22 protein-coding genes are annotated in these 23,776 nt (G+C 46.4%); 10 read left to right on the top strand and 12 right to left on the bottom strand.

The features are described 5' to 3' along the window. The first annotated feature begins 67 nt into the window (after positions 1-67). Positions 68-1,636 carry a bifunctional peptide-methionine (S)-S-oxide reductase MsrA/peptide-methionine (R)-S-oxide reductase MsrB gene (gene msrAB / locus HMPREF2560_RS02240; protein ID WP_070606526.1) on the top strand — a complete coding sequence of 523 codons (1,569 nt, stop codon included), beginning with the start codon at positions 68-70 and terminating at the stop codon, positions 1,634-1,636. 128 nt (positions 1,637-1,764) lie between these two features. Here the strand turns inward: msrAB and purB are convergent, their stop codons facing one another. Beyond that, positions 1,765-3,135 carry an adenylosuccinate lyase gene (purB, locus tag HMPREF2560_RS02235; protein ID WP_070606528.1) on the bottom strand — a complete coding sequence of 457 codons (1,371 nt, stop codon included), beginning with the start codon at positions 3,133-3,135 and terminating at the stop codon, positions 1,765-1,767. Positions 3,136-3,345: 210 nt separating this feature from the next. Between purB and HMPREF2560_RS02230 the strand changes: the two genes are divergently transcribed. Next, positions 3,346-3,786 (top strand): surface-adhesin E family protein, encoded by a 441-nt coding sequence (locus HMPREF2560_RS02230; protein ID WP_070606532.1) that lies wholly within the window; start codon positions 3,346-3,348, stop codon positions 3,784-3,786. A gap of 392 nt (positions 3,787-4,178) precedes the next feature. On the opposite strand, the gene HMPREF2560_RS02225 is transcribed toward HMPREF2560_RS02230, so the two are convergent. Together HMPREF2560_RS02225 and purD are read right to left on the bottom strand one after the other, a co-directional pair. Then, on the bottom strand, positions 4,179-4,748 hold the full coding sequence (locus tag HMPREF2560_RS02225) for an L-threonylcarbamoyladenylate synthase (RefSeq protein ID WP_070606691.1): 570 nt from the start codon (positions 4,746-4,748) through the stop codon (positions 4,179-4,181). 71 nt (positions 4,749-4,819) lie between these two features. Then, positions 4,820-6,091 carry a phosphoribosylamine--glycine ligase gene (gene purD, locus HMPREF2560_RS02220; RefSeq protein WP_070734965.1) on the bottom strand — a complete coding sequence of 424 codons (1,272 nt, stop codon included), beginning with the start codon at positions 6,089-6,091 and terminating at the stop codon, positions 4,820-4,822. A gap of 139 nt (positions 6,092-6,230) precedes the next feature. On the opposite strand from purD, the gene HMPREF2560_RS02215 reads away from it, so the two are divergent. Further along, entirely contained in the window at positions 6,231-6,542 is a 312-nt protein-coding gene (locus tag HMPREF2560_RS02215; protein WP_070734967.1) for a DUF4298 domain-containing protein, read from the top strand. A 54-nt stretch (positions 6,543-6,596) separates the two neighbouring features. Here HMPREF2560_RS02215 and HMPREF2560_RS02210 read toward each other — a convergent pair whose 3' ends face one another. From HMPREF2560_RS02210 to HMPREF2560_RS02190, 5 genes are all read right to left on the bottom strand, one after another. Continuing rightward, positions 6,597-7,208, bottom strand: coding sequence for an IMPACT family protein (locus HMPREF2560_RS02210; protein WP_049333071.1), 612 nt, complete (start codon positions 7,206-7,208; stop codon positions 6,597-6,599). Positions 7,209-7,269: 61 nt separating this feature from the next. Beyond that, positions 7,270-8,202: an electron transfer flavoprotein subunit alpha/FixB family protein gene (locus HMPREF2560_RS02205; protein WP_070873673.1), complete on the bottom strand. Its 933-nt coding sequence runs from the start codon at positions 8,200-8,202 to the stop codon at positions 7,270-7,272. A 10-nt stretch (positions 8,203-8,212) separates the two neighbouring features. Next, positions 8,213-8,962, bottom strand: coding sequence for an electron transfer flavoprotein subunit beta/FixA family protein (locus HMPREF2560_RS02200; protein WP_070606536.1), 750 nt, complete (start codon positions 8,960-8,962; stop codon positions 8,213-8,215). A 183-nt stretch (positions 8,963-9,145) separates the two neighbouring features. Beyond that, a complete protein-coding gene (gene waaC, locus HMPREF2560_RS02195) occupies positions 9,146-10,114 on the bottom strand; it encodes a lipopolysaccharide heptosyltransferase I (protein WP_070606538.1) in 969 nt (322 codons plus the stop codon). A 46-nt stretch (positions 10,115-10,160) separates the two neighbouring features. Next, on the bottom strand, positions 10,161-10,796 hold the full coding sequence (locus tag HMPREF2560_RS02190; RefSeq protein WP_070606541.1) for a nicotinamidase: 636 nt from the start codon (positions 10,794-10,796) through the stop codon (positions 10,161-10,163). A gap of 170 nt (positions 10,797-10,966) precedes the next feature. Between HMPREF2560_RS02190 and tsaA the strand changes: the two genes are divergently transcribed. After that, entirely contained in the window at positions 10,967-11,641 is a 675-nt protein-coding gene (gene tsaA, locus HMPREF2560_RS02185) for a tRNA (N6-threonylcarbamoyladenosine(37)-N6)-methyltransferase TrmO (protein ID WP_070606544.1), read from the top strand. Positions 11,642-11,736: 95 nt separating this feature from the next. On the opposite strand, the gene gap is transcribed toward tsaA, so the two are convergent. After that, positions 11,737-12,741: a type I glyceraldehyde-3-phosphate dehydrogenase gene (gene gap / locus HMPREF2560_RS02180; RefSeq protein WP_049335677.1), complete on the bottom strand. Its 1,005-nt coding sequence runs from the start codon at positions 12,739-12,741 to the stop codon at positions 11,737-11,739. 651 nt (positions 12,742-13,392) lie between these two features. On the opposite strand from gap, the gene lpxC reads away from it, so the two are divergent. Further along, the gene (lpxC, locus tag HMPREF2560_RS02175) at positions 13,393-14,307 is read left to right on the top strand and encodes a UDP-3-O-acyl-N-acetylglucosamine deacetylase (protein WP_070606547.1); all 915 of its coding nucleotides are present in this window, start codon (positions 13,393-13,395) and stop codon (positions 14,305-14,307) included. A gap of 237 nt (positions 14,308-14,544) precedes the next feature. Here lpxC and ggt read toward each other — a convergent pair whose 3' ends face one another. After that, positions 14,545-16,314 carry a gamma-glutamyltransferase gene (ggt, locus tag HMPREF2560_RS02170; protein ID WP_070606550.1) on the bottom strand — a complete coding sequence of 590 codons (1,770 nt, stop codon included), beginning with the start codon at positions 16,312-16,314 and terminating at the stop codon, positions 14,545-14,547. A gap of 481 nt (positions 16,315-16,795) precedes the next feature. On the opposite strand from ggt, the gene gnd reads away from it, so the two are divergent. Then, a complete protein-coding gene (gene gnd, locus HMPREF2560_RS02165; protein ID WP_070606554.1) occupies positions 16,796-18,244 on the top strand; it encodes a decarboxylating NADP(+)-dependent phosphogluconate dehydrogenase in 1,449 nt (482 codons plus the stop codon). A 195-nt stretch (positions 18,245-18,439) separates the two neighbouring features. Here gnd and HMPREF2560_RS02160 read toward each other — a convergent pair whose 3' ends face one another. Next, positions 18,440-19,390: a D-2-hydroxyacid dehydrogenase gene (locus HMPREF2560_RS02160; protein WP_070873672.1), complete on the bottom strand. Its 951-nt coding sequence runs from the start codon at positions 19,388-19,390 to the stop codon at positions 18,440-18,442. Between the two features lie 198 nt (positions 19,391-19,588). Between HMPREF2560_RS02160 and HMPREF2560_RS02155 the strand changes: the two genes are divergently transcribed. The 4 genes from HMPREF2560_RS02155 to dinG all read left to right on the top strand — a co-directional run bounded on the left by HMPREF2560_RS02155 (position 19,589) and on the right by dinG (position 23,085). Next, positions 19,589-19,807, top strand: a complete 219-nt coding sequence (locus tag HMPREF2560_RS02155) for a hypothetical protein (RefSeq protein ID WP_003743387.1) — start codon at positions 19,589-19,591, stop codon at positions 19,805-19,807. A 125-nt stretch (positions 19,808-19,932) separates the two neighbouring features. Further along, on the top strand, positions 19,933-20,517 hold the full coding sequence (locus HMPREF2560_RS02150; RefSeq protein ID WP_070829737.1) for an SMI1/KNR4 family protein: 585 nt from the start codon (positions 19,933-19,935) through the stop codon (positions 20,515-20,517). A 34-nt stretch (positions 20,518-20,551) separates the two neighbouring features. Then, positions 20,552-20,770, top strand: coding sequence for a DUF2061 domain-containing protein (locus HMPREF2560_RS02145; protein WP_070826381.1), 219 nt, complete (start codon positions 20,552-20,554; stop codon positions 20,768-20,770). Between the two features lie 164 nt (positions 20,771-20,934). After that, a complete protein-coding gene (dinG, locus tag HMPREF2560_RS02140; RefSeq protein ID WP_070873671.1) occupies positions 20,935-23,085 on the top strand; it encodes an ATP-dependent DNA helicase DinG in 2,151 nt (716 codons plus the stop codon). A 68-nt stretch (positions 23,086-23,153) separates the two neighbouring features. On the opposite strand, the gene HMPREF2560_RS02135 is transcribed toward dinG, so the two are convergent. After that, positions 23,154-23,609 carry a GNAT family N-acetyltransferase gene (locus tag HMPREF2560_RS02135; protein ID WP_070873670.1) on the bottom strand — a complete coding sequence of 152 codons (456 nt, stop codon included), beginning with the start codon at positions 23,607-23,609 and terminating at the stop codon, positions 23,154-23,156. Positions 23,610-23,776 lie beyond the last annotated feature (167 nt).

Raw genomic sequence — 23,776 nt, 5'->3', positions numbered from 1 at the left:
CAAGGTTGTCAGGTTTTGGCATTTCCAACGTCTAACAAGGCAAACCATCCATACAGGAAACATAGAGATGAAACCCCGTACCTTCTTTTCCCTTTGCGCCAAGTTCGGCTGCCTGCTTGCGCTGGGCGCCTGCTCATCCAAAATGATGGATACCGAAGCCGCAACCGTACCGCAAGCATTGTCCTCGTTGAAAACTCCTGACAACCGCCCTGCCAGTGTCTTCCTGAAAAAAGACAAACCGACCCTGATTAAATTTTGGGCAAGTTGGTGTCCTTTGTGTTTGTCCGAATTGGGACAAACCGAAAAATGGGCGCAAGATGCAAAATTCGGTTCTGCCAACCTGATTACCGTTGCCTCACCCGGTTTTCTACACGAGAAAAAAGACGGCGACTTTCAAAAATGGTATGCCGGTTTGAATTATCCCAAGCTACCCGTCGTTACCGACAACGGCGGCTCCATCGCCCAAAGCCTGAATATCAGTGTTTACCCTTCATGGGCGTTAATCGGTAAAGACGGCGACGTGCAGCGCATCGTCAAAGGCAGTATCAACGAAGCGCAGGCATTGGCTTTAATCCGCGACCCGAATGCCGATATAGGCCGTCTGAAAAACTCGTTCTACAAACCCGACACACAGAAAAAGGATTCAGCAATCATGAATACGCGCACCATCTACCTTGCCGGCGGCTGCTTCTGGGGCTTGGAAGCCTATTTCCAACGCATAGACGGCGTGGTTGACGCAGTATCCGGCTACGCCAACGGCAAAACGCAAAACCCAAGCTACGAAGACGTTTCCTACCGCGATACAGGCCATGCCGAAACCGTCAAAGTCACCTACGATGCCGACAAACTCAGCCTAGACGACATCCTGCAATATTTCTTCCGCGTCGTTGACCCGACCAGCCTCAATAAACAAGGCAACGACATCGGCACGCAATACCGCAGCGGCGTATACTACACCGACCCCACCGAAAAAGCCGTCATCGCCGCCGCCCTCAAACGCGAGCAGCAAAAATACCAACAGCCCCTCGTCGTCGAAAACGAGCCGCTGCAAAACTTCTACGACGCCGAGGAATACCATCAGGACTACCTGATTAAAAACCCCAACGGCTATTGCCACATCGACATACGCAAAGCCGACGAACCGCTGCCGGGCAAAACCAAAGCCGCCCCGCAAGGCAAAGGCTTTGACGCGGCAACGTATAAAAAACCCGGCGATGCCGAACTCAAACGCCTCCTGACCGAAGAGCAATACCAAGTTACTCAAAACAGCGCGACCGAATACGCCTTCAGTCATGAATACGACCACTTGTTCAAACCCGGTATTTATGTGGACATTGTCAGCGGCGAACCCCTGTTCAGCTCTGCCGACAAATTCGATTCCGGCTGCGGCTGGCCGAGCTTTACCCACCCGATTAATGCCGCCGCCGTTACCGAACACGACGATTTCAGCTACAACATGCGCCGCACCGAAGTGCGCAGCCATGCCGCCGACTCGCACTTGGGACACGTCTTCGCCGACGGTCCGAAAGACAAAGGCGGCCTGCGCTATTGCATCAACGGCGCAAGTTTGAAATTCATTCCTTTAGAAGAAATGGACGCTGCCGGCTACGGCGCATTGAAAGACAAAGTAAAATAACAGATTGAATCGAAAAAGGCCGTCTGAAAAAGATTTCAGACGGCCTTTTAATTTGTCGGATGTAGAAAGCTGGTTCTTATCTATCAAAAAATCTCAATAACTAAGAAAGTGCACCCTACAAAAGCCTTTTAAATTCGTTTTGCCAACTCTTCGGCTTTGCCCACATACAACGCAGGGGTCAGCTCAAGCAATTTGGCTTTGGCTTCTGCCGGAATTTCCAACGACTCGATAAAGAGTTTCAACACTTCAGGCGTAATGCCGTCTTTACCGCGTGTCAGGTCTTTCAGCTTCTCATAAGGATTGGCCACGCCGTAACGACGCATGACGGTTTGAATCGGCTCGGCCAGCAGCTCCCAAGTAGCGTCCAAATCGGCAGCAAGGACGGCAGGATTCGGCTCAAGCTTATTCAGACCGCGCAGATGGGCGGCAAAGCCCAATACGGTATAGCCCACGCCTACGCCCATGTTGCGCAATACGGTGCTGTCGGTCAGGTCGCGCTGCCAACGGGAAATCGGCAGTTTTTCAGACAAAAAGCCCAATACGGCATTGGCCATACCGAGGTTGCCTTCGGAGTTTTCAAAGTCGATCGGATTGACTTTGTGCGGCATGGTGGAAGAGCCGACTTCGCCTGCTTTGACTTTTTGTTTGAAGTAACCCAAAGAAATATAGCCCCAAACATCGCGGTTGAAGTCGATCAGAATCGTGTTGACACGGCTGATGGCTTGGAAGAGTTCCGCCATATAGTCGTGCGGCTCGATTTGAATGGTGTAGGGGTTGAAGGTCAGGCCGAGGCTGATTTCAACGAAGTTGCGGCAATGGGTTTCCCAATCCACATCGGGATAGGCGACCATATGGGCATTGTAGTTGCCGACTGCGCCATTGATTTTGCCGAGGAACTCTTGCGCTTGCAGGTTTTTAAACTGACGTTGCAGGCGGTACACAACATTGGCGATTTCTTTACCCAGTGTGCTTGGTGTAGCAGGCTGGCCATGCGTGCGGCTCATCATAGGGACGGCAGCCAACTCATGCGCCATGCCGGTCAGTTTTTCAATGATTTCGGCCAGTTTCGGCAGCAAAACAGCCTCACGCGCTTCTTGCAGCATTAAAGCATGGGACAGGTTGTTGATGTCTTCGCTGGTGCAGGCAAAGTGGATGAACTCGCTGGCAGCAGCCACTTCAGGCACGCCGGAGAAGCGTTCTTTAAGCCAATATTCGATGGCTTTAACGTCGTGATTGGTGGTCGCCTCAATGGCTTTGACGGCGGCGGCATCTTCAAGCGAGAAGTTTTCGATCACTTTGTCGATTTCGGCAAGCGTAAAATCGCTGAAAGCAGGAACTTCTACAATCTTAGGCTCGGCGGCAAGGGCTTTGAGCCAGTTTAATTCAACTTTGACACGCGCACGCATCAGACCGTATTCGGAGAAAATCGGACGCAATGCTTCAACGGATTTGGCGTAGCGGCCATCTAATGGGGAAAGTGCAGCGATAGGGTTAATCATGTCGGATCTTCCTATGGGATGAAAACCAAATTGTTTGCAATTATACATGATTTTACACTCTAAGGCCGTCTGAAAGACAGGTTTCAGACGGCCTTTTCAGCGTATTTTTCATAAAATTCTTTTCAGAGGTTCAACTTTGCAAAATCGATTTACGATATATGCCATCTTCACGGATAATATCGGCTGACTTTCTGTAAATAATGAGGTTTTATGAATATCAAACGTTTTTCCCTAGCTGCAACCGTATTTGCGGCTTTGATGTTGAGTGCCTGTGAAACAACCACCACTTCAAGCGGCGGCAGCAGCTGGACCAATATCGGCACCATCTCTGAAGGCAATATCAAAGTGGCCATTGATAGAAGCAGCATTAAAAGAAATGGCGCACTGGTTACTTTCCGTGATAAAAAAACCGTTTCCAAACTGAAAGAAGAGCGTTTCGTCAACACACCGGCCTATAAAACAGCCATCGGCAACTGGGAAATTCATTGCTCAAACAAAACCTATCGTCTGGCAGCGCTGCAACTGATGGACGAACACGGCCGGGTAATTTCCAACCAAAGCTATACGCCGACCAGCATCCGCCCAATGAGCGTCATGAGCGGCACGATTACTGAAAAACAATACGAAACTGTGTGTGGACATAAGCTTTAATCCACACTTATTCACAAAGTTATCCACAGTTTAAATATTTAAAAGGCCGTCTGAATGCTTTGAATATCAAGTTTCAGACGGCCTTTTTATGTTTTGATGGAAATTTATCTTCAAATTTATCCACAAATTTTGTTTATTCAAAAATAATTTATTACAGCGATTCATTCACGCTCAAAATTTGCTTCATTCTTTGCAAGAGCATTTCACAAAATACTGCTTTCTGCTCTATTTACTGACTTACTATCTGCTTAATCTATCTGTATTTTCAGACTGCTATGCATCAAACCAAACTGAATCTGCGCTAAATGCTTTTTACAAAGGTATTCCACAATCTTTTAGAAAAAATTTGCTTCTCCAAATAAATACCTTTCCTTTGATGATACAACCCTTCTTTAACGCAGCCTTGCCCCTGTTTCTCCGTCAATAATCTGGCTAGGCGTTTTCTGCTTACCTATCAATCCGCCTACAACCCAGACTTTCCTGCCAAACTGTCTTCTGACTTCCCTTTCCGTTTTGCACGCCCGTTTTCCTGCACGATTGCATGAAGTAGAGACTAAAGGCATTTCCAAAACCTGACACAAACGCCTTGCACCTGCGTGCGCAGGAACTCTGACAGCCAATTTACTGCGTCTTTTTCCCCGCAATGAAGGCAATACTTTTTTGCCGGCCGGCAATAAAAAAGTTTTCGAAGCCGGCCATGCTTCATGCAGCATGGTTTGGATATTTTCAGACGGCCTTTGCAGCAAAGGTTGCAACTGTTCCAAGCTATGGCCAATGACAATCATGCCTTTGTGTTGCGGTCGTTTTTTCAGATGAATCAGTTGATTGAGTGCTTTAGGCAAAGTAGGGACACAGCCCAAGCCATAGCAAGACTCGGTAGGATAGGCGACCAAACCGCCTTTTTTAAGATGCGCCTGCAACCTGCGTTGAGCTGCAGCCGATAAAATTCTGGGGAACATCATCATATACCAAGGCCGTCTGAAACTGCGATTGTCGGACAATCTGTGTTCAGACGGCCTGTTTCTATTCATTATTAACGGTTGATGGCTTTATCGGCAATGTCTTTACGGTATTGCATACCGTCAAAACGGATGGTTTCCAATGCCTCATAAGCTTTGCTTTTAGCTTGTGCAACATCATCGCCCAAACCGACGACACACAATACACGGCCGCCGTTGGTTACAACTTCGCCTTTTTCATTCGTTGCAGTACCGGCATGGAAAACTCTACCTATTTGATTGACCTTATCCAAGCCGAAGATCACATCGCCTTTTTTCGGAGAGTCAGGATAATTTTGTGCAGCCAACACTACGCCTACTGCAGTCTGCGGATTCCATTCGGCAGAAACACTATCCAGTTTGCTGTCGATTGCCGCTTCAACCAAGTCCACTAAATCGCTATCCAAACGGCTCATAATCGGCTGGGTTTCAGGGTCGCCGAAACGGCAGTTAAATTCGATGGTATAAGGCGCACCGGTTTTATCAATCATTAAGCCCGCGTATAAAAAGCCGGTAAATTCATAACCTTCTGCTTTCATACCGGCCACGGTCGGCAAAATAATTTCATTCATCGCGCGTTCATATACGTCAGGCGTTACCACCGGAGCAGGGCTGTATGCGCCCATACCGCCGGTATTAGGGCCTTTGTCGTCATCCAACAGGCGTTTATGGTCTTGACTAGTTGCCATCGGCAAAACATGATTGCCGTCCACCATAACGATAAAGCTTGCTTCCTCGCCTTGCAGGAAATCTTCAATCACGACGCGCGCGCCTGCATTGCCCATTTTGTTGCCCAACAACATATCGTCAATAGCGGCATGGGCTTCATCCAAAGTCATGGCGACAATCACGCCTTTACCGGCAGCCAAACCATCTGCCTTAATAACAATCGGCGCACCTTTTTGATTGACGTAATCATGTGCCGCATCGGCATTTTCAAAAGTTTGGTATTGCGCGGTTGGAATCTTATATTTTGCCATAAATGCTTTAGCAAAATCCTTTGAGCTCTCCAGTTGAGCTGCGTATTGAGTCGGGCCAAAAATCTTCAATCCGGCAGCACGGAAATCATTCACCACACCCGCAGCCAAAGGAGCTTCAGGGCCGACTACGGTAAAGGCAATATTTTCATTACGGCAAAAATCAATCAAATCTTGATGCGCCGTCAACGCTACATTCTGCAGTTTAGGCTCAATTGCCGTTCCGGCATTACCAGGTGCAACAAAGACAGTTTCTACTTTAGACGACTGCGCCAATTTCCAAGCCAGTGCGTGTTCACGTCCACCATTACCAATAACGAGCAATTTCATACCGTCTCCTTGAAGAATAGATGTTGTAAATAAAATTCAATCGATGGAATATTATTCCATCTTGCATAGCTGTTTCAAATTAAGAATAATATTGCACCAAGACAACCATACTCTAATTTCAAACAACGAAAGGAAAATCATGCAAAAACGTATTGACGAAATTCAAAGCAAATACCGCGAATGGTGCGAATTACTGCCGCAACTGGAAGCAGATATTGCCCGCTGGAAACATGCTGCAAGCCTTATGCAGGACATGGATGAATTCTATACCAACGAATACCAAGCATGCCATCAAGCCATTGAAGAAGGGGCAGATGTTGATTTGCGTACACAGGGCGAATACAGCATTATGAGCGAAGATGCCCTATGGAACGCACTGGGGGAATTTCATCAACTGGCTTGGGAACACCTGCGCTCAAGCGTAAATGCTTTAGACAAATACCAAGGCTAAAACATCAAAGGCCGTCTGAAACTTTTGATTTCTCAAATATGTTCAGACGACCTTTTATTCAAACGGCTTCTCAGTATCTACTTCAATTTGACGCGTATTTTTCCAAGCAGCAATACAAGCTTCATAATCGGCCAATGCTATTTTCACTGTCAACTTACAATCCAGCTGCAAATCCTGTTCCACAATATCGGCCTGATATTGTTTGGCAATCCGTATAGCCTCATTCAAAACAGGATATTCACACTTCAACCAAACTGTCTTTTCGACATTCTTTTCAACAACTTCTGCTATCGCCAATGCCTGAGCTGTCGATTCCTTATAAGCATGAATCAGACCGGGAACACCCAATAGCGTACCGCCAAAATAGCGTACAACCACAACCAACACATCCGTTACGCCGACAGAATCAATCTGTCCCAGAATAGGGCGGCCTGCGCTTCCGGACGGTTCTCCATCATCGTTTGCGCGAAACTGCATTCCATCCACACCCAATCGATAGGCGTAACACCAATGTCGCGCCTTGTGATGCTCTTCCTTTAATGGGTCGAGATATTTCTTCACATCGGCCAAAGTGCGGATCGGATAGGCGTATGCGATGAAGCGGCTGCCTTTATCTTTAAATTCAGCCTGTGTCGGTGTGGTAATGGTCTTATAGGTCGTAATCATGCCAAAATATTTTCAGACAGCCTTACATAACAAAGGCCGTCTGAACGTTTCACGTGAAACATTAGTTTTTCAGTGCTTCAGTCAATTGAGGCACAACTTCAAACAAATCACCAACCAAGCCGTAATCTGCTACATTGAAAATCGGAGCGTCAGCATCTTTATTGATGGCGACAATCACTTTACTGTCCTGCATACCGGCAACGTGTTGGATGGCTCCAGAAATACCGATAGCGAAGTACAGTTGCGGCGCAACCACTTTACCGGTTTGACCGACTTGAGCATCGTTTGGCGCATACTCGGCATCCACTGCCGCACGGGAAGCACCAATCGCGGCACCCAAAACATCCGCTAAAGGAGTCAACACTTCATTGAATTTTTCAGCACTACCCAATGCACGGCCACCGGAAACAATCACTTTTGCCTGAGTCAATTCAGGGCGGTCAGACTGGGAAAGTTGACGGTTTACGAAACGGCTCAGGTTTTGAGCAGGCGTTGCCTCAACATTGACCACTTCTGCATTACCGCCTTGTCCGGCAGCATCAAATGCGGTTGCACGGAAAGTCAGCACCAGTTTTTCAGAATTGGATTGAACGGTTTCAAATGCATTACCGGCATAAATCGGACGGACAAATGTCGAGTTATCCACAACTTCGGTTAAATCCGAAACTTGTGGCACATCCAACAGGGCGGCTACTCGGGGCAACAGATTTTTACCAAACGCTGTTGCAGTCGCAGCCACATAGCGGTAATCCGCAGCCAATTTAACAACCAAAGACGATAATTCTTCTGCCAAGCCTTCAGCGTAATAGGGCGCATCGGCTACCAAAACTTTCGCCACGCCTGCAACCTGTTTCGCCTCTTCAACCACCGCAGCAGCATTGCTGCCGGCAACCAATAAATCTACATTACCCAATTTGGCGGCAGCCGTTACCGCATGCAAAGTGGCAGGATTCAAATGTTGGTTATTATGTTCCGCAATAATCAATACGCTCATTTCATACTCCTTAGATCACTTTGGCTTCGTTTTTCAGCTTTTCAACCAACTCGGCAACATCAGCCACTTTCACACCGGCTTGACGTGCTTTAGGTTCGGCAAATTTCACGGTATTCAAACGCGGAGAAATATCCACAGCCAAATCGGCAGGACTTAATTTTTCCAAAGGTTTTTTCTTTGCCGCCATGATATTAGGAAGTTTGACAAAGCGTGGTTCGTTCAAACGCAAATCTGCACTAATGACCGCAGGCAGCTTCAATGCAACAGTCTCTTCGCCGCCGTCAATTTCACGGGTTACCAATGCTTCTTCGCCTTCAATTTGCACTTTTGATGCAAAAGTACCTTGGGCCGCATTCAACAACGCAGCCAGCATTTGGGCAACTTGGTTGGCATCATCGTCAATTGCCTGTTTTCCCAGCAGTAAAATTTGCGGATTTTCTTTATCCGCAACAGCTTTCAGCAATTTCGCAACGACCAAAGACTCCAACTTCGCATCAGTCTCAACATGAACCGCACGGTCGGCACCCATCGCCAAAGCAGTACGCAACGTCTCTTCGCATTTTTTCTCGCCAAGAGAAACAGCAACAATCTCGCTTACTTTTCCGGCTTCTTTCAAACGGACAGCTTCTTCTACCGCGATTTCATCAAACGGGTTCATCGACATTTTGACATTACCGATATCCACATCGGAACCATCGGCTTTCACACGAACTTTGACGTTGTAGTCCACTACGCGCTTTACTGCGACCAGTGCTTTCATTCAATTCTCCTAAAAAGAATGTCCATCAAATCAAGCATACTGCTTTTGATACATTCTTTATATAAAATCCAATTCGGTTTTCCCAACATGACAAAACCAAATTTGTATAAATCTTGGCAAATAGAGCGGAATTATATCATTTCTAAAGCATTTACTCAGAAAATAAATCCAACTCCCCAGCAATTATTTACCGTATACTGCAACACAATCCATCAAGGTTTGATAAACCTCGTCAACATTGGGAATTTGAGCAATACCGCCTAAATTTTCTGCATAAGCCGAAACTTGAACGCCGGTCTTGGCCGGATCTGTATCTGTATAAATTCCTACAACAGGCTTTTCCAACGCATTGGCAAGATGCAACAATCCGGTATCTACGCCAATAATACCCTCTGCGTTTTTCAATAAAAATGCAGCCTGTAATAAATTCATTTTGTCGCAAACCGAAGCAAACGGTAAATCGCTTGCAATCTGTTCGGCACGCATTTTTTCGGTTTCATTTCCCCACGGCAGATATACATTGCATTGTTGCTCTTCATTCAACTTTTTCAATAATGCACGCCAGTGTTCTACCGGCCATAATTTACTGTCGCGACTGGTTGCATGCAAAGCAACGTAATAGGGGGATTGTAAATTTTTCAGACGGCCTGATTCAGGAACCGACAAACCAAATACCTGCGTCTCAGGCATTGTATAACCAAATACTTGGGCGAATAATTCACGGTTTCGCCAGACCGCATTTTTACCTTTCGGTACGGCAAATGTTTTACTGTATGCAAGGGCAGCCAAACTTTCACGCGCGCTGTGTTTATCCAAACCGTAAATAGGGGATTTCGCCATTTTGGCAAAGCATGCGCTTTTAATCAGTCCTTGGCTATCTAAAACAAAATCAAAAGATTCAGCCTGTAAATCCGATTTCAGACGGCCTATTTCACGCCATGTTCCAGCCTGAAAAAGGTGTTTGCGCCACTGCCGCCATTTCATCACATGAACTTTTTTGACAAAAGGATGCAAGCGGGCAATATCTGCAAACCCTGCCTCACACAGCCAATGGAGCTCCACCTCAGGACATTGTCGCGCCAAATCTTCAACTGCGGGCAACGTATGAATTAAATCGCCCATACTGGACAAGCGGACAAGTAAAATCTTCATATTTTGGAAAATGTTTCACGTGAAACAACAGAATTTTAAATATAATTTATTGATTGTTAATGTATTTTTTTATTTCTTCGGCGTTTTCTAAAATAATAGCCCCGGCAGAATGCATTTCCTGCCATGCAGATTCAACCGTTTCCGGAGCAATGCCACGACAAGACGCCTGATTGACGATGACTTTCCAAGCCCCGCCTTTAAGTAACTGTAAAACCGTTGTCTTCACACAATAATCCGTTGCCAAACCGCCGACAATGACTGTATCTGCATTTTGACAGCGCAACCATTCGATCAAACCTGTACTGAGCTTTTCTTCAATATCGTGAAAACATGCACCGTAAGGATGTAACTCAGGATCAACGCCTTTCCAAACGCAATAATCGTATTCCTTGGCTGAAGGCAGGCCATCCAACAACTCATAGCCATATGTTCCAACCATCGCATGTGACACCCAAGTCAAATCCGCATCGGGTAAACCCGTCGGTTTTAACATATCAACAGGATTATCCACAAGCCATTTTGCCGCGACATGATGCGCATCTTTCGTCATAACGCGTAAATCCGCCAATGCGGCTTGGACATTGAGTTCATCCGCAATCAGATGACCTTCGGCAACAGGTAATTCTTTCGGGCACAAAGGCGTAAACGTTTTTTGTGCATCTACATCGATAGAAACAATCATGTATTAATTTAACCTATTGATTTTATTTTAAATAATTTAAATTATTCATTTATTGCCAATGTACGGACATTTGGAATAAATGCTTTGTATTATAACAAATTACTACTGCAAAATGTGGGAAAACATCTGTGATATGATGACAGTTTGCACAGAATATTTATCCACAAATTATGTCCTATTCGATTACGCCTATTGCAACCGTTCATTCCCCCTACAAACAAAAATTCGGCATTGCCCGCCAACCAGGTTTGGTTCCTGCGGCAGAAATTTGCATTGAACTCACTCCTGAATTTACCGCTGACAGCGTTCGGGGCTTGGAAGATTTCGACTATGTGTGGATAAGTTTTATTTTCCACGGCGTATTGGATGAAGGTTGGGCGCAAATGGTGCGTCCGCCACGGCTTGGAGGCAAACAAAAAATGGGCGTATTTGCCACACGCAGCCCGCACCGCCCCAATCATCTCGGTTTATCCCTGCTAAAACTCGAACGCATCGAATCAGGCAAACCTGTCCGCATCTATTGCAGCGGTGCAGACCTGTTGGACGGTACTCCGGTAGTGGATATCAAACCCTACATCCCGTTTGTGGAATCCAAACCTGACGCATCATCAGGCTTTGTCAGCGGCAAACCTGAAGAATTGAGTGTAGTCTGGGCAGAAAGTACGCTTGCGGAACATTTATCCACAGAAGAAAAACATCTCATTGAACAAAGCATCGCCCAAGATCCCCGTCCTGCCTATCAAGATATTCCCGAACGGGTTTATGTAATGAATATTGCAGATTATGAAGTGCAGTTTAGGATAGAAAACAAATGTGCCACAGTGATTAAACTATCCACAATCTGATTGCAAATTTAATCTATCTACAAACAAAAGGCCGTCTGAAATGTTCAGACGGCCTTTTAATTATCCACAGACTGATTGATTCAGCCTGTTATCCTTTAGATTTTGCTGGCAAAAAATTCCAAGGTACGAACCAATTGGCAAGTGTAAGACATTTCATTGTCGTACCAAGCAACGGTTTTCACCAATTGTTTGTCGCCAACAGTCATCACGCGGGTTTGAGTGGCATCGAAGAGTGAGCCGTACTCGATACCGATAACGTCGGAAGAAACGATTTGATCTTCAGTGTAGCCTAAAGCATCGTTGGCGGCAGCTTTCATGGCTGCATTGATTTCTTCTTTGGTAACAGGGCGTTCGAGAACAGAAACCAGTTCGGTCAAAGAGCCGGTGGCTACAGGAACGCGTTGGGCAGAACCATCAAGTTTGCCGTTCAACTCAGGGATAACCAAGCCGATGGCTTTAGCGGCACCGGTGCTGTTCGGTACGATATTCAACGCAGCGGCACGGGCGCGGCGGAAGTCGCCTTTGCGGTGTGGCGCGTCAAGGGTGTTTTGGTCGCCGGTATAAGCGTGGATGGTGGTCATCAGGCCTTCAACAATACCGAATTCTTTTTGCAATACTGCAGCCATAGGAGCTAGACAGTTAGTCGTACAAGAAGCGGCGGAGATAACAGTTTCGCTGCCGTCCAAAATATCTTGGTTTACGCCGTATACAACGGTTTTCACATCATTGCCGCCAGGTGCAGAAATCACAACTTTGCGCGCACCGGCACGGATATGGGCTTCAGCTTTGGTTTTATTGGTAAAGAAACCAGTACATTCGAGGACAACGTCCACACCCAGCTCGCCCCAAGGCAATTCTTCAGGATTAGGATTGGCAAATACCTTGATTTCTTTGCCGTTAACAACAATCGCATCATCTTTCAATTCAGCAGAGCCTTCAAAACGGCCTTGAGTACTGTCGTATTTAAAGAGGTGCAGCAGCATATCGGCAGGAGTCAAATCGTTAACAGCAACGACTTCGATACCTTGGGCTTTTTCAATTTGACGTAATGCCAGACGACCGATACGGCCAAAACCATTAATCGCTACTTTAATACTCATTTTGCTACTCCTAATTAGATGGAATGGGAAAAATTTTTCAGTAAGGCCATTGTATCCTGAAATAAAATTACTTTCTAGGATTAAAGATAATTACTTTTAAGTTGTTTGATTTAAATAAAGAAAACATGAAATTCTTGTTTGTAGAAAAATATCAGGTAAATCGAATCAGTCCTGAATTTTGATATTTTATTTCATAAAAACCATTTTCCAATCTTAAAAGTTTCATAAGTTTATGGAAATCATAAACTTAGTTCTATTTCCTCCTTATTTTGCCATTTTTGTGTTGATCATTCAGTGTTTTCTTCAAATCATAATATTTTAATTCTTAAAATGATGATTTTGATGAAGAACCAAACTATCTGTGGATAACGGGATAACTTTCTTTAAAACCAATTTGATAATTCCTTTTTATCTTTGAGGCCAACCCCAACTGAATGCGGGAATAAAAAAGGATAGAATCTTAGTTTCCCTATTAATCTGTGGATAAAATTCAAATTACCCACTTCAATTTCACATATTATTGTGGATAATTTAAATCTAGAAGTTTCTCTCGCAAAACATCCATATTGGCAAATACTATTAAAAATGATGGCTTGTTTTTTCCTTTTTAACGTATCATTTGCCCATCAGACTTTTTAAAAGGAAGCAATTATGCTGCAACGGACTTTAGCCAAATCAGTAAGCGTTACCGGCGTTGGCCTGCATTCAGGCGAAAGGGTCGCTCTGACTTTGCATCCTGCTGAAGAAAACAGCGGTATTTCGTTCCGCCGTACTGATTTAAGTGGAGAAATGGGCGAAGTAATCAAATTGAATCCTTATTTGATTAACGATACCCGCCTCTCTTCAACCATTGTTACCGATAAAGGCGTGCGCATCGGCACGATTGAACACATTATGTCGGCACTGTCTGCCTACGGCATCGACAATGCCTTGATTGAATTGAACGCACCTGAAATTCCGATTATGGACGGATCCAGCCTGCCGTTTATTTACCTTTTACAAGATGCAGGCGTGGTGGATCAAAAAGCCCAAAAACGTTTTTTGAGAATCCTCAAACCCGTTGAAATCAAAGAAACCGGAAAATGGGTGCGCTTTACGCCTTATGACGGTTTTAAAGTTACTTTAACCATCGAATTCGACCATCCCGTATTCAATCGCAGCGCACCTACTTTCGAGATTGATTTTGCAGGAAAATCCTATATCGATGAAATTGCCCGCGCCCGTACCTTCGGCTTTATGCACGAAGTAGAAATGATGCGCGCCCATAATCTCGGATTGGGCGGCAATTTGAACAACGCCATCGTGATTGACGACATGGACGTTTTGAATCCGGAAGGTTTGCGCTATCCCGATGAATTTGTCCGCCACAAAATCCTCGATGCCATCGGCGATTTGTATATCGTCGGACACCCGATTATCGGCGCATTTGAAGGTTACAAATCAGGCCATGCCATCAATAATGCACTGTTGCGTGCCGTTTTGGCAGATGAAAGCGCTTACGAATGGGTTGAGTTTGCCGATGATGAAGACTTGCCTAGTGCTTTTCACGAGCTGCCGGCAGCCTGATAGAAAATAGACAAAACAGTCCAATAAAAAGGCCGTCTGAACCTTTCAGACGGCCTAAATCATGTTGTTTTCCACAAGTAATTATCCACATATTCATATCTTTTATCTTATTGAAAAATAAAAATATTAAAATTTGACGTTATTCTTATACACATCTTATCCATATATTTTCCTAAACTAAAAAGGCCGTCTGAAACGAAGCTGTTCAGACGGCCTTTACATGTCAAACCGACAAAATCAATCGCCCATGACCTTGCCTTCACGGCGCGGGTCGGCGCCGCCGAGCAAACCTTCTTTGCCGATCACAATGCCTTGCACGCCGGAATTCAAATCGCGGATTTGAACTTTGTAACCCAGTTTTTCCAATGCAGCTGCTTTGTCCACTGCTGCAGTTTTATCCTCGATTTCATACTGGCTGCCGCGATTGAGCATATTCGGCAATGAAATTGCCGTCTGAATGTCCATACCCCAGTCGATATGCGCCACCAACGTTTTGGCAACGAAACCGATAATACGGCTGCCACCCGGCGAACCGACCGCCATATAAGGCTTACCGTCTTTCATCACAATAGTCGGCGCCATCGAAGAACGCGGACGTTTGCCGCCTGCCACGCTGTTGGCCACCGTTTTACCGTCCGCGCCGACAGGATTGAAGGCAAAATCGGTTAATTCGTTGTTGAGCAGATAACCGTTTGCCATCAGCCCCGAACCGAACGCGTTTTCAATCGAAGTCGTCATCGATACAACGTTACCGTCTTTATCCACAACCACCAAATGGCTGGTGGACGGCAGCTCGACCGCCATGCCTTGCGCGTATTCCTTGCCGAACTTGCCTGCCTGAACAGTTTCCAATGCCTTGTCGGATTGGCGGATTTCTTCGGCACGCGGTTTCAAATAAGCCTGAGAAATCATGGCACGGGTCGGAACATTCACAAACGCAGGATCGCCGACATAATAATCACGGTCGGCAAAAGCAATCCGCGACGCATCGCCTATCCAGCGCCAACTGTGGATATTTTCCGCGCCCAACGTTTTCATATCCTGATTCTGCAATACGCCCAAAATCTGCCCCAAAGCGATTGCGCCGGAACTTGGCGCGCCCATGCCGCAAACTTCATATTCACGATACGGCGCACAAACCGGCTTACGCTCGATAACTTGATAGTTTTTCAAATCCGCCATGCTGATTTTGCCAGGATTATCCACAGCACCGGTAACGGCACGAACAATATTCTGCGCCTGCATTCCCTGATAAAACGGCGCACTGCCTTTTTCCGCCAACAGGCGTACGGAACGCGCAAATTCAGGGTTTTTCAAAACCGTTCCCGCAGCCAAAGGTTTGCCGTCAGGCAGGAAGTAAGCGGCGGTTTGCGGATAACGTTGCAAGGGTTCCAAATTTTGTTCGATGGATTTCGCCATACGCGGAGAAACGGCAAAACCTTGTTCCGCCAAAGTAATCGGTTTCTCAAACAAACTTGCCCAGGGCAATTTGCCGTAACGCTTGTGGACATCTTCGAGCAGCTTTGGAATCCCCGGCACACCGACCGAACGGCCGCCGACTACCGCTTTCATAAAGCCCATCGGTTTGCCGTTTTCGTCCAAGAAAAGTTCCGGTGTTGCCGCTTTCGGCGCTGTTTCTCGGGCATCAAACGTCGTCAGCTTTTTCGCCTTATTGTCCCAATACACCAAAAACGCACCGCCGCCCAATCCGGAAGATTGCGGCTCAACCAGTCCCAAAGTTGTCTGCATGGCAATCATCGCATCTATCGCACTGCCGCCGCGCTTCAAAATTTCATAACCAGCTTCAGTTGCCAGCGGATTGGCAGACGCCGCCATATAATGCTTGGCGCGGATTAATTTCTGCTCCGTGAGCCCTGTTCCTTGCTCCGGCGCATGATTGTCCACAGATACGGAGGGCAGGGCAACTTGAGGCTTTTGAACCGGCTGTTGCGCACAAGCGGCCAAAATCAAAACGGATAACAAATTAATACTAAAGGAAAACTTCATATGCACACCTTATTGAAATATTTTCAGACGGCCTTTTCCCAGCTTAAATAAAAGGAAATATGAAAATAGCTTGAAATAAAAAACCATTTGACTATTTCTCTAGTCAATCAGTTCCAATCGGAGAAGTATAAAACAAGCTAAGATTGTGCACAGGCAAAAAGTTACCCACAGAATGGAGCAGCAGGAAAATTTTATCCACATCTGCAAACAAGGCCAACCTTACTTTATCCTCATCAAAAAATATCAGCTAAGTATTTGAAAATTTGTTGTAATAAAAGTTATCAACAAGCTGTGGCAGCACTCAATATCATCTTCTATTTATTATTTAAAATCTAATTTATAGTTTGTTTTCCCAAAGGCAAAGGCCGTCTGAAACGTAAAGGCATCTTTTCAAAAAATTAAAAAGTTAAGGATTGTTAAAAAGTTGTAAATCAGCTAGAGTTACGCTTGATAAATTTAATCAATAATGGAGTTTCACCAAATGAAAGGCGACATTGGCGTTATCGGCCTTGCCGTAATGGGGCAAAACCTGATTCTCAACATGAACGACAACGGCTTTAAAGTTGTCGCATACAACCGGACGACTAGCAAAGTAGATGATTTTTTAAACGGCGCAGCCAAAAATACCAATATTATCGGCGCATATTCACTGCAAGATCTGGTTGATAAATTAGAAAAACCACGCAAAATCATGATGATGGTTCGCGCTGGCTCTGTTGTTGACGATTTTATCGAACAACTCGTTCCGCTTTTGGACGAAGGAGACATCATTATTGACGGCGGTAATACCAACTATCCTGATTCCACCCGCCGTACACACGAGCTGGCCGCGAAAGGCATCCGCTTTATCGGCGCGGGCGTATCCGGTGGCGAAGAAGGCGCGCGTCACGGCCCGTCCATCATGCCCGGCGGCGATGAAGCCGCATGGCCTGCCGTCAAACCGATTTTCCAAGCCATCTCCGCCAAAACGCCTCAAGGCGAGCCTTGCTGCGACTGGGTCGGTCGCGATGGTGCGGGCCACTTTGTCAAAATGGTGCACAACGGCATCGAATACGGCGATATGCAGTTGATTTGCGAAGCGTACCAATTCATGAAAGACGGTTTGGGCCTGTCTTATGACGAAATGCACCAAATCTTCAATGAGTGGAACAAAACCGAACTGGATTCTTATTTGGTCGAAATTACCGCCGCGATTTTGGGTTACAGAGATGAAAACGGCGAACCTTTGGTCGAAAAAATCCTCGATACTGCAGGTCAAAAAGGTACAGGCAAATGGACCGGCATCAATGCCCTCGATTTGGGTATCCCGTTGACCTTGATTTCCGAAGCCGTATTTGCACGTTGCGTTTCTGCGTTTAAAGACCAACGCGCCCAAGCAAACAGCCTGTTTGGCAAAACCATTACCCCGATTGAAGGCGACAAAGCCGCATGGGTGGATGCTTTGCGCCAAGCCCTGTTGGCATCCAAAATCATTTCTTATGCACAAGGCTTTATGCTGATCCGCGAAGCCAGCGAAAACAACGATTGGGCATTGAATTACGGCAACACCGCCCTCTTGTGGCGTGAAGGCTGCATCATCCGCAGCGCGTTCTTGGGCAACATCCGCGACGCATACGAAGCCAATCCTGATTTGGTCTTCTTGGGTTCCGATCCTTATTTCAAAGGCGTATTGGAAACCTGTCTGCCTGCATGGCGTAAAGTGGTGGCCAAAGCGATCGAGTGCGGTATTCCGATGCCTTGTATGGCTTCCGCCATTACCTTCCTTGACGGCTACACTTCCGAGCGTCTGCCAGCCAACCTGCTGCAAGCGCAACGCGACTACTTCGGCGCGCACACTTACGAGCGTACCGACAAACCGCGCGGCGAGTTCTTCCATACCAACTGGACAGGCAAGGGCGGCGATACCGCTTCAACCACATACGATATTTAATTTATCTAGGCAAACAAAAGGCCGTCTGAGTATTTCAGACGGCCTTTTTATAGGGTTATCCACAATGAAGAATGAAACGATTTAACCTAATTGATAGATAACTTTATGAAATAAATAAAGATTAATAAAGGCCGTCTGAATATTTCAGACGGCCTTTAAAATTGTTCACAACCTTATCAACAGGTTTTCCATAGATTAAACCAGATTTTGCGGATTGCCGGCCACGAAGCGGTTGATGTTGTCCAAAAGAATGTCAAACAGACGGTTGGCGGCCTCTTGGCTTGCCCATGCAATGTGTGGCGTAACGATGAGGTTGGGCAGTCGGGCTTTCAGCAGAGGGTTGCCGTCGCGCGGCGGCTCTTGTGTCAACACGTCAAAACCTGCCCCGCCGATTTGGCCGTATTTCAACGCCGCAACCAAAGCGGCTTCATCAACCAGGCCGCCGCGCCCGCAGTTGATGAGGATGGCGCCGGGTTTCATTTGCTGCAATTCGGCTTCGCCTATCATGTTGGCCGTTTGCGGCGTGAGCGGGCAATTAAGCGACACGACATCGGCGGAGCGGATGGCTTCGTCAAAGGAAACATAGCCGTCGCGGACGCTTTGGGCATTTTTATGTTCGGCGAACACGACATTCATTTTGAAAGCCTGTGCATAAGTTGCCAGCGTTTTACCGATATTGCCGCGACCGAAAATCGCCAGCGTTTTGCCGTTTAAATCACGCATCGGTGCGCCGAGGTGGCAGAAAAACGGCGAGTTTTCCCACAAGCCTGCCGCAACGTCGCGCTGATAGGCAGGCAGGTTGCGCATCAGGGTAATCATCATCATAAACGCGTGTTCCGCCACGGATTCATTACCGTAAGCGCGGATATTGCACACGGCCGTGCCGTTTTGTTTGGCGGCCTCAACATCCACATTGTTGACGCCTGTCGCGGTAACGGCAACCAGCTTGAGTTGTGGATTTTCGGCAAATGCTTCGGCGGAAATCACGACTTTGTTGGTAATCACAATGTCCGCGCCGCGGATACGCGCCAGCGTTTCGTGCGCTTCGGTTGTGCCGTAGCTGCTTAATGTGTGTGGAAAATCAAATTCAAACGGACGGTTGACGAGGGTATCGCGGTCGAGGACGACAATTTGGAGCGAATTCATAAAATTCCTATCAAAAATAAAATATCGATTTATAAAATCTAAATAAGGATAAAGGATTTAAAATATACGCGTTAGTTGATAATAATTATTATATAGTGATTAAAACATCAATGTATCAGGAAAATAAGCTGATTGTTACACCAAAATTCCATAAAGAGATACTAGACCCGAAATACCATTTTGGAAGAGGATAGCATTATGTTAGATAGATTATATTTAATCAAATTGATTGATCAGTTAAGAAATTTTGAAGGTTCAGAAGAGGATGAAGATGTATTTCTTGAAAAATTAGAAAATTTGGTCACAGATCCAAATATATCAGATTATATATATTGGACAAACATGAGCTCCGAGGAAATAGCTGATAAAGTACTTAGTTACAAACCTATTATCCTCCCTGATTTAAGCAATTCTTAGTCTACATGAAATTTTCAGTTTTAATGTAACGTATATGTGGAATACATACATGTACTATGCGTAATAAACAACCTAAGGAGAAATGTTGATTATTTGACAAATTATAACTGAAAGGAGTAATGAAAATGAAAATTAAGAGTTTAGTTGAGAAAATGGGTGGAGTTCAAAGGTTTACATTTGAACCACTGATTCCTACATCTAGAAAATTAATGTCCAAATTTTTAGATATTACTAAAGAAGAATTTTCAGATTATTTGGATTATCTTGAATTATTTGGTGGAGAGACAGGATTTATAAAAGAATTTAAGTTAACCCCATATAGTGATTTGCCTGAATATTGTTATCCTGATGACGATATTCCTGTAGGTGGTAATATCGAATGGAGTGGTGGTGATTTAGGTTTTTTTTATGGTGAAAATATAAACTACCAAAAAAACTCCCAAATTAGTGAAAGGCTTGAAAAATACAAAAATAGAATACCAGATAATTTTCTACCAATATCAAGTAATGAATTTGGTGATTTGATTTGTCTATGTACTCAAGGAGAAAGAATTGGGCAAATTTTCTATTGGGATCATGAAAATGAATGGGATGAAGAAGATTATTTTGATGAATTTGGTGTACAAATGCCTGAAGAAGTAAAATTCCAAAATATCTATTTAATTGGTAAAAATCTATATGATTGCTTTAGCAGAATGATTCCAGTTTAATAATTGAAACAAGCCGTAGCCCGCACAAAACCTAATGATTAAAACCATTACATTTGCTATTTTGCATTTCAGCGTCGCATTTAGTGTCGCCTATATTCTGACCGGCAGTATCGGTGTTTCCAGTGCGGTGGCTTTGGTCGAACCCATCGTCAATACCGTCGTCTTTTATTTTCATGAAAAAGCGTGGAACCGCTACGAGAAAAACAAATCCGAAAAGCAAAAATTGTGGGTGCCTCTGCATCAGTGCGGCTAAAGTTTCAGATGGCCTTTTGCTTGATCAAAACCGATTATGGTTTTTCGGTTCGGCCATCGCCATCAAAATGCCAAACCCTAAAATAGAGTAAGACTTTACGAAGGCTTCATGAAGGTAAAAATGCTAAAATACGCTATTCTTGCAAACCCATTCAGACGGCCTCAATGCTCACCGATTTAGAAAAAAACGCCATCCGCGACCATTACCAAAACATCGGCAAAAACCTGCCCGGTTTCCGTCCGCGCGCTTCGCAGCGGGAAATGATTGCGGCGATTGCCAACGCTTTTTCGCGGACGTTGACGCGTGAAGAAGGCGAAGAAGCGCCCAAACGCGAGGGCGAGAGCATTGCCGTGATCGAAGGGCCAACCGGTGTGGGTAAATCGTTGGCCTACCTTTTGGCCGGTGGAATCATGGCGCAAACACGCGGCAAACGGTTGATCGTCAGCAGTGCGACAGTGGCCTTGCAGGAGCAGTTGGTTGACCGAGATTTGCCGTTTCTGGTCGAAAAAAGCGGTTTGGAGCTGACCTTTGCGCTTGCCAAGGGACGCGGTCGTTATCTTTGCCCCTACAAACTCTATCAACTGACGCAAAACAATGCCCAGCAAAACCTGCTTGGTTTTGAAGCGCCGGAAGTGTTGTGGGACAGCAAACCCAAGCCGGAAGAATTGAACCTGCTGCGTAACATTGCCGATGAATTTTCCGCCCGCCGCTTTAATGGCGACCGCGACACTTGGCCGGAAAAAATCGATGACGCGATTTGGCTCAAAGTGACCAACGACCGCCACGGCTGCCTGAAATCCGCCTGTCCCAACCGTCCGGAATGCCCGTTTTACCTGGCACGCGATGTTTTGGAAACCGTCGATGTCGTCGTTGCCAACCACGATCTTCTGCTTGCCGACATCAGCATGGGCGGCGGTGTGATTCTGCCTGCGCCCGAAAACAGTTTTTATTGCATAGACGAAGCGCACCACCTGCCCAAAAAAGCCCTCAGCCGTTTTGCCGCCGAACATTCATGGAATATTGCCGTTTGGACGCTGGAAAAACTGCCGCAGCTTACCGGCAAAATTGCCGCGCTGACCGATAAAGCCGAACTTGCCAACCTTGCCGACGAAGCTGCCACATCCTTGCTCGACAGCCTGCACGAATGGCAGTTCCATTTGGTGGAAGAGCCGTCTTTAAGTCTGGGGTCGTCTGAAAATGACAGGCGGAAACACAACGAACCGACTTGGCTGTGGGAAGACGGCAAAATCCCCGAAGGCCTTGAAACCACGGTTTCCAATACGGCCATTGCTGCGCGCAGCCTGCTCAAACACGTTATCGGCCTGAACGATGCGCTTTCCGCCGCACGCCGCGAAAAAGAACAGGACGGCGCGCTCCTCGACCGCCTGACCAGCGAGTTCGGCCTTTTTATCGCCCGTATCGAACAAATCAGTGCGGTTTGGGATTTACTCTCCACCGTTCCCATCGAGGGCGAAGAGCCGTTGGCGAAATGGATAACCCGCCGTGCCGACGACAAAAACGACTATATTTTCAACGCCAGCCCCATCAGCAGCGCATCCCACCTTGCCAACAATCTGTGGCGGCGCGCGGCAGGTGCGGTGCTGACTTCGGCTACCCTGCAATCGCTCGGCAGCTTCAACCTGATTTTGCGCCAAACCGGCCTATTATGGCTGCCCGAAACCACCACGCTTGCTTTGGAAAGCCCGTTTAATTTCGATGCGCAAGGTGAGCTGTATATTCCGCCGGTTCATGCCAGCCCGAAAGACCCTGATGCGCATACGGCCGCCATTGTCGAATGGTTGCCGAAGCTGGTTTCGCCGGTTGAAGCCATCGGCACGCTGGTGTTGTTTTCCTCGCGCAAGCAAATGCAGGACGTCGCCTTGCGCCTGCCTGACGAATACTTGCCACTTCTGCTTGTGCAGGGCGAGTTGCCCAAGGCCGTTCTTTTACAAAGGCACCATCAAGCCATTGCCGAAGGTAAAGCCAGCATTATTTTCGGCCTTGACAGTTTTGCCGAAGGCCTCGACCTGCCCGGCACGGCCTGCGTGCAAGTCATTATCGCCAAGCTACCGTTTGCCATGCCGGACAACCCCATCGAGAAAACGCAAAACCGCTGGATTGAACAACGCGGCGGCAATCCCTTTATCGAAATTACGGTGCCTGAAGCCAGCATCAAACTGATCCAAGCCGTCGGCCGCCTTATCCGTACCGAACAGGATTACGGCCGCGTGACCATCCTCGACAACCGCGTCAAAACGCAACGCTACGGCCAACAATTATTGGCCTGTCTGCCGCCGTTTAAACGGATAGGGTAGTTGTGGATAATTCAAAGGCAAAGGCCGTCTGAAACCAAATGTTCAGACGGCCTTTTATTCTTTTCAAGCTATAAATCCAATTTCATGACGGATACGGTTTCCCCGTTGTGCCAAGTCTGCGTGATTTCTTTCCAGCCGAACTTTTCATACACGGCCTGCACATCCGGCGTATAGAGAAACAGATGCGGCAAACCCAGTTCGTGTGCTTTATCCAGACAAAACGAAACCAGCTGCCTGCCTACGCCCAAACCGCGAAATTGCGGCAAAACGAACACATCGCCCAGCCAATATTCGTATTCGGGAAAACACGCCATATCAAACCGCTTCAATGCCGCCGAACCCATCAGCCGCCCTTCCTTATCCACAGCCGCAAATGCCAGCGGCAAGTTATCCCCATTAAGGCACTGCGCGTAATACGCACGGATTTTGTCCAGAGACGACCACGGCGCAAAATCGTGCCATTCCTCAAACAGCGCGAGGGCTAAAGGCTCGACAAATTCAGGCTTCAGACGGCATATGTTCATATTGGGTCCTTTTGTTGTACCGCATAGGGATAGTTTTTACAGTATAGGCCGTCTGAAAGGTTAACACATCTTAAAAAATCAGCGTAAAACACGATAAACCCGCCGCCAGCCCCATTCAAATCACTTATAATTCTGTCCATACCGCACACAAACAAAAGAAGAACATC

The sequence above is a fragment of the Neisseria sp. HMSC078H04 genome, from assembly GCF_001838135.1.
In the GTDB taxonomy this organism is placed as follows: Bacteria; Pseudomonadota; Gammaproteobacteria; order Burkholderiales; family Neisseriaceae; genus Neisseria.
Note: the sequence above shows the minus strand (reverse complement) of the source record. Positions and strands in the feature narration are given on the sequence as shown.